The organism is Anaeromassilibacillus senegalensis, assembly GCF_001261775.1.
GTDB classification, from domain to species: Bacteria; Bacillota; Clostridia; order Oscillospirales; family Acutalibacteraceae; genus Anaeromassilibacillus; species Anaeromassilibacillus senegalensis.
Map to the genome: position 1 here is coordinate 929,357 of NZ_LN868537.1, position 11,275 is coordinate 940,631.

At 55.3% G+C, this 11,275-nt stretch carries 7 protein-coding genes; 1 reads left to right on the plus strand and 6 read right to left on the minus strand.

Features of this window, described 5'->3' with window-relative positions:
• Positions 1-79 precede the first annotated feature (79 nt).
• From BN2106_RS10030 to spoIIR, 4 genes are all read right to left on the minus strand, one after another.
• Positions 80-445, minus strand: a complete 366-nt coding sequence (locus tag BN2106_RS10030; protein ID WP_050698395.1) for an ACT domain-containing protein — start codon at positions 443-445, stop codon at positions 80-82.
• Positions 442-3,978 (minus strand): helicase-exonuclease AddAB subunit AddA, encoded by a 3,537-nt coding sequence (addA, locus tag BN2106_RS10035; protein ID WP_050698396.1) that lies wholly within the window; start codon positions 3,976-3,978, stop codon positions 442-444. Before addA ends, BN2106_RS10030 begins: the two co-directional genes overlap by 4 nt.
• Positions 3,965-7,330, minus strand: coding sequence for a PD-(D/E)XK nuclease family protein (locus BN2106_RS10040; protein WP_050698397.1), 3,366 nt, complete (start codon positions 7,328-7,330; stop codon positions 3,965-3,967). The genes addA and BN2106_RS10040 overlap by 14 nt, the downstream gene beginning before the upstream one ends.
• A 113-nt stretch (positions 7,331-7,443) precedes the next feature.
• The gene (gene spoIIR / locus BN2106_RS10045) at positions 7,444-8,052 is read right to left on the minus strand and encodes a stage II sporulation protein R (protein ID WP_050698398.1); all 609 of its coding nucleotides are present in this window, start codon (positions 8,050-8,052) and stop codon (positions 7,444-7,446) included.
• Positions 8,053-8,215: 163 nt separating this feature from the next.
• On the opposite strand from spoIIR, the gene BN2106_RS16615 reads away from it, so the two are divergent.
• Complete coding sequence (locus BN2106_RS16615; RefSeq protein WP_207641713.1) at positions 8,216-8,878, plus strand: DUF4190 domain-containing protein; 663 nt, start codon at positions 8,216-8,218, stop codon at positions 8,876-8,878.
• 123 nt (positions 8,879-9,001) lie between these two features.
• Here the strand turns inward: BN2106_RS16615 and BN2106_RS10055 are convergent, their stop codons facing one another.
• A complete protein-coding gene (locus BN2106_RS10055) occupies positions 9,002-9,949 on the minus strand; it encodes a 4-(cytidine 5'-diphospho)-2-C-methyl-D-erythritol kinase (protein ID WP_050698399.1) in 948 nt (315 codons plus the stop codon).
• A 165-nt stretch (positions 9,950-10,114) separates the two neighbouring features.
• Positions 10,115-11,272 carry a DUF362 domain-containing protein gene (locus BN2106_RS10060; protein ID WP_050698400.1) on the minus strand — a complete coding sequence of 386 codons (1,158 nt, stop codon included), beginning with the start codon at positions 11,270-11,272 and terminating at the stop codon, positions 10,115-10,117.
• Positions 11,273-11,275: the final 3 nt, after the last annotated feature.

The following is an 11,275-nucleotide window of genomic DNA, read 5'->3' on the forward strand; positions in this document are numbered from 1 at the left end:
CACCTATTAAGGTAAACAGATATGATCCTATTTCACTGCCATGTAAACGTTTATGTGCCGGCGGCATACATGATGATCGTCATAAAAAACGATCGCCGTTTTTCTCCAATACAGCCTTTGCCTCGGCAAAGCGTTCTGATCGCACCAGGATATAATCCGTGTCAAACGTAGACACCGCGAACAGTGGAATTTGCGCCTCCGCTAAAACGCCGGAAATTCTGGCCAGAATCCCCACCAGGGAAAAGTCCAGCGGCCCCTCAACCCGAAAACAGCGCCAGCCAGGCTCCTTTTCCAGGCAGTGGTCCGGCGCGACGGATTCCCGGCAGACCAGAGAACATTCCGTCTCCGTCTTTGCTGCGAACACATCCGTTTCCTCCCAGGGAATATCAAATGCGCTTTGTACTTTACAGACGCAAAAGCTTCCGTCCAGTATTTTTAAATTCATAAAGCTCCCCCTTGAATCGTCCGGTTCATATAGAACGAATATAACAAGCACTCTTTGACCGGCAGACCGGTGCACTGTTCCAAAGCCCGCCGGTACAGCTTCAACTGCGGAGCGTACCGTTCCCATAAAGCGGAAGCATTTGCCGTTCGGTCCGTCTTATAATCCACAATGACAAGCCCGCCGTCCTCTACAAACGCACAGTCCACGGCCCCCTGCAAAATCACCGCTTCCGCCGCAAGCGTTTCGGATAAATCCGCCTGCACTTCGCCCGCGGGAATTTCCACCGTAAACTGGTATTCCCTCCATACTTGCTCAGAAACCAAAATTCGGTTTGCCAAGCCGGAGGAGAAAAACGCGCGGACTCTGTCCAGCTCCACCGCGTTCGCCTGTTCCTTTGTCAGGAACTTCTGTTGTACCAGCCGTTCGAGTTCTGCCTCCGGATGTTGCGCCGCATCCGCATATTTCGCAAACTGCATAAACGCATGCAGCGCGGTCCCCCGCTCCGCCGGCGTCAGCCCCTTTTTTTCGAGGAACGCCGGACGCGACGTCGCTGCATACTGGAAAGAAAACTTTTTCGCCGCCAGCTCGCTGGCGGCTACTTTTGCGGGCACGCCTTTCAGCGCTTCATATGGATACCGGAATGCAATCTTTTTTTGCAGCGTTTGTAACAGAACCGGATCCGGCGCCGCTTCTTTTTCTGGTTCCTGTGTTTCCTGCATGGCTTCCCGTTCCGGATAGACAAGCTGTATGGCCCACCTTGTTTCACAGGGAACGGTAACGCCCGGCAGAGCGTCCGCCATTTCGCGCAGCTTTCCTCCGTCCGGGTGACGCAGCGCACAGAGCAGAAGCCAGTCTGATATACAGGAAACGCCGCGCACCACATAGGGGGGAATCCGCGGTTCCTCTGTCAAGCGGGAGGCAAGCTTACCCAATGTTTTCGCCGCATCTTTCACTGTCGTCAGCAGAAGCAATTTTTCTTTCGCGCGCGTCATTGCCACATACAGGATGCGCAGTTCTTCGCTCATCTCCCCGCGATCAATTTCCAGCGCCGCCGCCGTGCGCGGAAGCGTATCCAACCGCGCGCCGGTTTCCGGATCACGCAGTTTTACGCCGAATCCAAGCTCCGGATGCAGCAGCACGTCGCCCCGTTCCTTATTAAAACGCCGGGAGCAGCCCGCCAGAATGCACACCGGAAATTCCAGCCCTTTACTGCGGTGTACGCTCATAATTTTCACCACATTGGCTGCTTCATTCACTGTAGATGCGGATGCCAGATCGGAATCCTGTTTTTCCAGACGGTCGATCATACGGATAAAACCGGATAAGCCATTGAAACCCGCGCCTTCATATTTTCTGGCATATTCCAGCAGAAGCCGCAGATTGGCCAGCCGCAGCGCGCCGTTCGTCTGCGCCTGTACCAAGTCAGGATAGCCCGTTTTCTCATAAATGGTGCGAATCAGGCGGTCGGACGACATAGTCGCCGCGAGCACCCGGTATTCCTCCAGATCCTTGAGAAACGCCGCCATACGTGTATTGCCGCCCTCTGCGGACTTTGTCACCGCGAGGTACAATAATTCCCTGCGCTCCCCCATACGGACGTCTGCCAGCTCATCCGGCGTAAAGCCGTAAATCGGGCTCATCAGCACAGCAAGCAGCGGGATATCCTGCATGGGATTGTCGATCACACGCAAAAGCGAGAGGACAACCGCAATCTCCGGCGCGGAAAAGAAGCCGCCGGTCGTATCGGCCCACGCGGGGACACCCAGCCGCTGCAGTTCCTGTGCATACTGTTTGGCATAGCGGTTGGCGCTGCGCAGCAGAATACAGATATCCCGGTACTCCACAGGCCGCTGTGTGCCGTTTTCCGTAACGGTCACACCCGACGCCTGCATCTGGCGGACCCGCTGCGCAATGTGAAGGCTTTCTGCCAAAACGGCTTCTTTTTCATCGCCTTTCGAGAGGTCGATGATATCCAGGCTGGTGTCCGGAACCGTACCCGGCGGGAATGAAGCGCCCGGCACCAGCTCTTCCCGCTCGTCGTAGTCGAGATCGCCGGTCTGCACGCTCATGAGCTGATGAAACACAAAATTCACCGCGCCCGTCACGCCCTCCCGGCTGCGGAAATTGCGGTCCAGCGCGATGCTTGCGGGGTATTGATCCCTATCCCGGTCATAGGCCGGATACGACGCGCGGCGGCGCAGGAAAATCTGCGGCATTGCCTGCCGGAAGCTGTAAATGCTCTGCTTGACATCGCCGACAAAAAACAGGTTGCCTTCCTCCCGGGACACCGCGCGAAAAATCATGTCCTGCGCCTCGTTCGTGTCCTGATATTCGTCCACCATAATCTCGTCAAACCGGGAAGCCAGCTCTTCCGCCTCCTGTGTCCGTGCAAATCCCTCCGGTGTATCCCGTACCAAAAGCTTTAACGCCCAATGCTCCAGATCGCCAAAATCGGCGGCACGGCGTTCCATCTTCAGCTGATCCAAACGCGTTCCAAAAGACGACGTCAGGGAGAAAAGGGACTCCACCAGAGGCGCCAGCCGCGCAATGTCGTCCGCACAGTCCGCCTCCGTCGCGGAAAAAATCCCCGCCAGCTTCTCAACGGTCGCCTTTACTTCCTTGCGGGACGACGCCAGCTTATTCTTCAAGGGATCGTCCGCATATCCGCGCAGCGGCTTCAGCTTGGTATAAGAAAAGTTGCAGCAGGCAGCCGCCAATGCGTCCCAGTCCGCTTCCCGCGCTTTTTCCCGCAGGTCCATCAGCCCCGCCAAATCGGCGGTATATGCATCGCGATAGGCCTTGGCAATCGTTTCGTCCTGCTGCATCAGAGAAAGCGCGTTTTGCGTCAGGGAGATTGCATATGTCACGGCATCCTCCGCAAACGCCAATGCCGTCCTTCCCCACACACTTTGGGACGCCGGACCCGCCGGACGATACAGCGCCGCCTTTTCGCTGAGCCATCGTTCCGGAAAGGGATGAGAACGAATAAAATCATACAGTGTCTGCACGATGGAAATCAGCTTGCTGTCGTCCCTGCCGGCGGAAAACGCGTCCACCAGATGGAAGAACGATGGATCACCCGCCGCATAAAATTCCTCCAGTACCTGCGTGATGGCGTCGCTGCGCAGCAGGGTCATTTCCGCCTCGTCCAGGATGCGAAAATCCGGAGAGATTCCAAGTTTATAAAAATTTTCCCGTATCAATTCACTGCAAAAGCTGTGGATGGTACTGATATGTGCGCGGGACAACAGGATTTGCTGGCGCTGCAGCCGCACATTATATGGGTCCTGTTCCAGCAAAAGGGAAATCTGCGCGCCGATCCGGTCCCGCATCTCCGCGGCGGCGGCTTTGGTAAACGTCACCACCAGAAGACGGTCCGCATCCGTTGGATTCCGTTCGTCGGTCAGCCGTTCGATCACGCGCTGTACCAGCACCGCCGTTTTTCCGGACCCTGCCGCCGCGGAAACCAACAGTGTGCCGTTCCGCGCCTCGATTGCGTCACGCTGGCTGGGGGTCCAATTATGCGTTCCCATCGCCATCCCCTCCTTTCGCATCCTGTGTCAGTTCCGCTACCGCCGCGTCGCGGTCCCATTTTGTCATTGGACGGGCAGCGTCCTCCTGTTCATGTCCGCAGACGGCAAAATACGGGCACCACTCGCAGGCGTCCGTGTCTCCATTCAACGGCACCGCTGCAATTTTTCCTTTATGCAGCTCCAACGCCATCTGGGCGACGAGCTCCTTTGCATGCCGCATGATGGCATTCATCTCCTTGGGAGATACGACGCTGTCCCGTTTGGCGGGCGCGCCGTTCTTCAGGGCGACCGGAATGTATTTCCCCTCCGCCTTTTGTTCCATCGCTTCAATGACGGACGCATCGTCGACCAGCAAGCCGTTCATGCGCAGTTTTTTCGCTTCTTCTGCCGCCACCTTGTCCGGCGAAGCGTCCCGCGCGGCGGAGAGGCTGGGCCGGGAAGCCGGCATATAGAGAATTCCAGCAGGACCCGGCTGCATCCCATAGCGGGTCCCCGCGTTTTCACAAAGCGCCGCCAGATAGATCAGCATCTGCATATTCACGCCATAAATGACATCGGAAAGCTTAAACTCCTTTTTCCCCGTCTTGTAGTCGATCACACGCAGGTACTGCACACCTTTTTTCCGATACAAATCCACGCGGTCCACCTTGCCGTCCACGCGTACCTCCCCGCCGTCCGGCAGAGAAACCGTGAGCGGCGGCACCTCTTCCGTTCCGATGGGCAATTCAAAGTCCACCGGCTGAAATTCGCTCTGGCAAAGCTCCTCCGCGATATGCCGGACGATCACCGCCGCGGACTCGGAAAGGCGCGCCACCAGATACGCGAAGCGCGGCGTTTTGCTCTGCAACCCACCCATTTTCGTCTCTGCGTACTGGTTCAGCAGGCGGTCAATCTCTTTTTTCAAATCCGGCGCGTCCAGTTTCTGGAGCCGCTCCGCCCCCAGATCCCGGAAAAGATGCTCCAACAGATAATGCATCAGGCTGCCGTATTCCAGCGCGTCCAGTTCCGCCGTGCGCCGTTCCTTTGCATGCAGGCCAAACCGGCAAAAATATTGGAACCGGCAGAGATAAAACTTTTCAATCTGCGTGGCGGAAACATGCATACTCGCGCCAAACAGGTCAAATGCTTTTTGCGCATCCTCAAATGCGGCCGGACGCCTGTGGGAAACGCGTTCCAGCGCGGCGGTGCGCGGCGCATACGCTTCCTTCTCTGCAAAAAGCTGTTTTAAAGACGCGGAAGCAGGCGTCTGTTCACGCCATCGCTGTGCCGCCAATGCCAACGCGGACTGTTCCGCGTTGGCAAAGAAAGAAAGCGGCAGGCTGAATTGCGTATGAACCGGCACGTCTTTGAGAATGGCCTGCGCCTCCGTCACAATGACCGATGCGCGCTTTGCTTCCCCCTCCGGTCCGGATGCGGGGAAGCTGATGAACAAACGCTCTGAAGCAGCACTCATCGCCGCATACGCCAGAAAACGCTCCTGTACGGCAACACCCTCCAACGTATCGTTGAGGGGCAGTCCCAGGGCAATCAATTCCCGGCGCTCGCTGTCGCTGAAAACGCCGCCGGAACCGGGCGTCAGCGGAAAATCCTCCTGCGACGCGCCCAGCAAAAAGACCACTTTCGGCTCATGCGTCCGGATGCGGTCCGCCGCGCCGACGGTAACCGCGTCCAGCTCCTCCGGGATACTTGCCACATCGTTCGCCAGGATCATCAGCCGGAGCAATTCCGCATAGCGCGTATGACGCAGAACGGCCCCCCCCAGCACCAGCGCGCTTTGATCCAATATCTGCATCAGGACGTCCCACAGGCGGAGCTGCCGTTCCGCCAGTTCCGTTTTTCCCGCATCCGCCAACTGCGCGGCCAGTCCTTTTAAATGTTCCGATACGCCGATTTCCTCCAGCAGTTGATAAACCGCTGCCGCCATCTGCTCTCCATCCGCGTCCGCAATACGCTCCGCGAATCGCAGCAGCGGTTCTACAACCGCCGCACGGCTTTCATTTAAGGATGCGAGCGCATTCCTGTCTTTCTCCGTCCATTCCTCCACAAACCCCTTGGGGTGCTCCGTCCATTTTTCCCGCCACTTTTTTCCCGACAAGCTCCAAAGAAACGTATAGTTCTCCAGGGACGAAATCTCCTCGACTGTCAGACCCGTCAGGCCTGTCTTTAAATAGGAAAACAGGTCTGAGGAAGCAAACCCGGAACGGATGACCTGAAAGGCCGAGAGAACCAAGCGCATCAGCGGTTCCGCATCGATCCGCTGCGGCTTATCCATAAAATAGGGAATCTCCCGGCGTTCCAGCGCCGCGTCGAGAATCTCCCGGTAGGCGTCCGGTGTCCGGACAATCACCGCGAAATCGCGGTATCGATAACCGGCGTCCATCACCAGCTCACGGATCTCCGCGGCTGTAAATTCGGATTCGTCGTATAGGTCCCTTGCTTCGTACAGAGCAACGCCTTCTGCGGGCTTTCTATCCCCGCGGACCGTCCGAAAAGCCCCCCTTTCCAGCGCTGCAATTCCCTTTGCATGGAACCGTTTTCCCGCATCCAGCACAACCGGTGTGGCGACCCGGACGCCCCGTTCCTTCGCCAGACGAACCAGGCTGTTTCCCGTTCTTCGCACCAAAGAGAACAACCCCATCCCTTTTTCCGGATCGTCCAGTGTATCTGTACATAATGATACATACACCTCGTCCGCCTGCTCCAGGATCAGGGAAAGAATTTGATATTCCTGCACGGTAAAGCTTTGGAACGCATCGACCGCCACCACGCAGCCTTTAAAATAGGCATGTTGCTCCAACAGCAATTTCAGGCGCGTCAGGTCGTCCAGCGGGTCAATAAAACTCTGCGCAACCAGCGCTTCATATGCTTCCAAGATCAGAGAAAGCTCCCTGGACTTCTGCTGCAGGGTACCGGACAACCGCGACTGGCCGTTCACGGCCATTTGCAATAAGTCGCAGGGCGTGACGCCGCACATTTTGAGTTCTGCTTCCACAGAAAGAAGCAGGGAGATCAGCTCCACGCTGTCCGCGTTCTTTCGATAAAAATCCAGTTGATCCTTCACCTGCTCCAGCGCCAGGCTCATGAAGGCGTTCCGTCCGCCGTCGTCCAGCCTTCTGCCCGCCGCACCGCCGTATCTCCGGAACACCCGGTCCGCCAAACGGGTAAAGCTGAGCACCTGCACGCGCTGAGCACCTTTCGCCCCGAGAAGACGCAGCATAGCGCGCTCGTTTTGAAAAGAACTTTGCTCCGGGACCAGCAAAACCGGCGTTTGTTCTATTGGCGTCTCTTTTAAAAGCGCTCTTATTTTTGTCGTTTTTCCGCTTCCCGCGCGGCCAAGCAATAAATGCAGCATAGTCTCCTCCGGTTCCCAATGAACTTCTAACCCATTATACGGTTCCATTTTCTATTCTTTTTTCTCTTTAAAAACAAAGCAAAAACGGACCTCCCTGCGGAGATCCGTTTCCTTTAAAAGCTCTGTATCCAGTTTTTCAGCTGCTCATAGTATTCCAGTGTTTTAAACTTAATGACATAGCGGTTTTTCCCCTCCACAATCTGGAGCTGCTCCGCGTTTAATACATCCTCAAGCTCCTGCGGTTCTTCCGCTGCGGGAAGGCACATGGGAGGAAAAATGACGCACCACCAGTTGTGGCCCGCGGCCTCGCCGATAGATACGCGCAGCGCGTCGTAGGAGCCCGCTGGAAGCGTTACCTGCTCATATTCCCGCGTTGTGAAGTAGGTCGTCTCCAGTTCTACCCGGACGGGATATGTATACCCCTGACGGGCGATTTCATCCGCTGCTGCCGCCTGTAATTCCGGCAGCAGATTTCGAACCTTCTGTTCCGCCTCGGCTTTGCCGGAAACACCGTCCAACATATGCGCGCTTTCCTGCAAAATCCGGTCGCGCACCTTGAGCTTCAAGGACTGATCCTCATCGGAATCCGAATTCGCCAACACATGCAACCGCAGGACCCGGTCGGGAATATTCTCACATTGCGCCGCAAAACCGGTAAAAGAAAACAATACCGACAGGATCAACGCCAGACATAAGCTTTTTTCAAACAAATTCCATTTCATATCGTCACATTCTTTCTGTTTCCTTTTGATGTCGAGAGTATTGTCCCAAAACTTCTGATTTATACACCGCAAAACAGAATGGGCAAAACAGACAAATCATAGTTTGACAGAAAGAACTGTCTTATAGTATAATACAAATATTCTAAATATGAGGGGGATTTATATGTCCAGATTCGCAGCAGACTATCGAATTGACAAGCCGGATGATTTCATCAAATTTGTTTCAGAAGACTTTTTTGCAAAAGAGGGCTTCCAGCCCGCCGTATATAAAGGGGAAAGCGTTTGGAAAAAAGGAACCGGCTTTGTGACGGCTCCCCAATATATCAAACTGCAATACGGGCAGGGAAATATCCATATTGAAGCATGGATTAAATCCTTTGGCGAGCACGGTCTGGACGGTTTTTATGGAGCAATCCCCAAAAGCGAGCTGAACGGCCGCGTGCATACGCTCATTAATCTGCTGACACAGAATGTTGCGATTCCGCAGGCAAACGCCGCACCCGGAGAAGCACTGCCCGCCGACAATACAAAAGCACCGGTGCAGACGCCTGTTCCGCCAGTTGCGGTTCCGGTTGCTGTACATAATCCCACCAACAAAGCGACCACTTCTCTTGTGCTCGGTATTGTAAGTATCATCACCGGCCTGTTTATTCCAATTGTTGGTTTAATCACCGGCATTATTGGCATCACCACCGGCAATGTCGGCCGTAAAAGTACTGCGAAAAGCCTGGCGACCGCTGGGTTCGTTCTCGGAATCATCGGCACGGTGATATCGGCCGCCAACTGGCTGCTGGCAATCATCGCCTCCGTCATGTATCTGTATTAAAAATCATCTGAAATAGCAAAATACATAAAAATTGACGATCCCCCCTGCCTGTGGCAGGGGGGATCGGTTGTATTCCGCTGAAACTATGTGCAAACACACACTTTCATACAAGCCTTTTTTATTTTACGGGCACGTCCTGATCGGACGGCATAAAAACGTCTCCGGATACAACGGCAATAACCCTCGCCCGCATTGCTCAGCCGCGTCCCCACTGGCAAACAAGCCGTACACGGCAGAGCCGCTGCCCGTCATGCAGGCGCCGGCTGCTCCATCGCGCAGCATATGATCCCGGATTATATCCACCTCCGGCAACGGCAGAAGATCGGAAAACGCGTTTCCCAACGCACTCCCAATTTCAGAAAGATCCCCCTGTTCCAGTCCTTGTAAAACCTGTTTTGTATACAACGCCCTTCCTGTTCCCCCCTGCTCGTCCGCTTTTGCATAGGCCTCCGCCGTATTGACACCCAGCGGCGGCTTACAAATGACGATCCGGCAATCCGGCAGCGGGATCACGGGCCGCCATTTTTCCCCGATTCCCTGTACGCGTGCCGCGCCGCCAACCACACAGAACGGCACATCCGCACCCACCGTCAGACCAATCTCACAGAGCGTTTCCATAGACAAATTGGTTTGATGCATCAAATTCAACGCGCGCAGCACCGCGGCGGCGTCGGCGCTGCCGCCGGCCAGCCCAATCTCACAGAGCGTTTCCATAGACAAATTGGTTTGATGCATCAAATTCAACGCGCGCAGCACCGCGGCGGGGTCGGCGCTGCCGCCGGCCAGCCCCGCCTGCGAAGGAATCTGCTTATCGATGGAAATCTGGATACCGGGCGTCCGTTCCGTATATTGATAAAAAGCCTCCGCCGCCCGGTAAACGGTATTTTCCGGTCCACAGGGAATTCCCTCTCTATCACAGGATACTGTGACTCCCTCTTTCATCTCCGTCAGCGTCAGCGTATCGCAAAGGGACACGCTGTGCATCACCATGTCCAGCAGATGGTATCCATCTGCACGCTTTCCCAGAATATCCAAAGACAAATTGATCTTTGCGAATGCTTTTACGATCATTTTCTATCACCTACAACAAAGGGCTTCTCTTAAAATGCACGTTGGACACAAAACAGCAGTTAAGATAGCATGTTCCCCCCGCCTGCGGCGGGGGGAACATCAAACTTTCGCTGATTTTTTGCGCATTCTGCCAATTGTAAGAACAGCCCTCTTCTTTATCACGATTTACCACTTAAACAGCCGGAAGCGCTTGATATCGATTACATGCTTCGGGCACATCTCATGACAGCAATAACAACGGATACAATCCTTGTACTGAATTTCCGCTTTACCGTCCACAATTTGAATGGTATGCTGCGGGCAGCTCTCCGCGCACTTGCCGCACCCCACGCATTCCGCCCTGCGGATCCTGGGCAAAGGCGTGGTCAGCTTTGTTGACAAAGGCCGCAAAAAGGCCGGGACCTTCATCAGAAAATCCACATTTTTTGTATCCGGCTGGACAAAATCCGCTACCGCCAGCGCTTGAGGATCCGCGCCCCATAAGTCGATTTCCTCCAGGTTTTTGGGGCAAACGCCCCGGTCCATGCCCAGCTTTAAAATCAGATTTTGTTCAGGCGTCTGGTGAATCAGCGTTGCGCAAACGACATCCGCCGCAAACGGATTGCGGGAGGCAAGCAGCGCGCCGACAAAACGCGGCGTTCCGCCGCTTGGGCCGTTGCCCTCCATTGCCATGACGCCGTCCACAAGGTTAAGCTGCGGTTTCAGCGTGCAGCAGAGGTCCACCAGCATTTCCGCAAACGCGGTGCGCTCCGGAAAACGGCAGTGGAGCTCCGGCTTCATCAGCCCGGGAACCGTGCCGAACATATTTTTGACCGCTGCGCTCAATCCCATCATGCCGTGCGTTTTCAGCTTTGCAATATTGACCACCAAGTCCGCTTCCAGAATGGGGTTAATTCCTGTAAAAAGTCTGGAACGCCGACCTTCCGGCGCAGAAAATTCCGTATACGCACAATCCAGATTCAGTGCAAAACCGTATTTCTGTGCCAGCTCCGTATAGCCGCCCGCCTGGTAGATGCCGCGCAGCAATCCCGGGGTATACGGCCCGCCGGGACTTTCCGCCACGGTGACGCTTTCCGCACCGCGCGCTTTCAGCTCCACTGCTGCCGCGGCAACCACCACGGGATGCGTGATCACTGCTTCTTCCGGCCTTGATTTGATCACCAGATTGGGTTTGATGACCACGCGGCAGCCCGGAAAGAGCAGTTCATTCACTTCCAGGGCGTCAAACTGCCGGCACAGAACTGAGCGGACTTCTTCAAAGTCATACGTACGGCAGGCCGACAGACAAACCCGTTCTTTCTCCGATTTGCTTCCAATCTCCATAAA

Excerpts from the sequence above, each read along its gene's own strand:
- spoIIR (WP_050698398.1), bottom strand. The coding sequence starts at position 8,052 with ATGAAATGGAATTTGTTTGAAAAAAGCTTATGTCTGGCGTTGATCCTG.
- BN2106_RS10030 (WP_050698395.1), bottom strand. The coding sequence starts at position 445 with ATGAATTTAAAAATACTGGACGGAAGCTTTTGCGTCTGTAAAGTACAA.
- BN2106_RS16615 (WP_207641713.1), top strand. The coding sequence starts at position 8,216 with ATGTCCAGATTCGCAGCAGACTATCGAATTGACAAGCCGGATGATTTC.
- addA (WP_050698396.1), bottom strand. The coding sequence starts at position 3,978 with ATGGGAACGCATAATTGGACCCCCAGCCAGCGTGACGCAATCGAGGCG.
- BN2106_RS10060 (WP_050698400.1), bottom strand. The coding sequence starts at position 11,272 with ATGGAGATTGGAAGCAAATCGGAGAAAGAACGGGTTTGTCTGTCGGCC.
- BN2106_RS10055 (WP_050698399.1), bottom strand. The coding sequence starts at position 9,949 with ATGATCGTAAAAGCATTCGCAAAGATCAATTTGTCTTTGGATATTCTG.
- BN2106_RS10040 (WP_050698397.1), bottom strand. The coding sequence starts at position 7,330 with ATGCTGCATTTATTGCTTGGCCGCGCGGGAAGCGGAAAAACGACAAAA.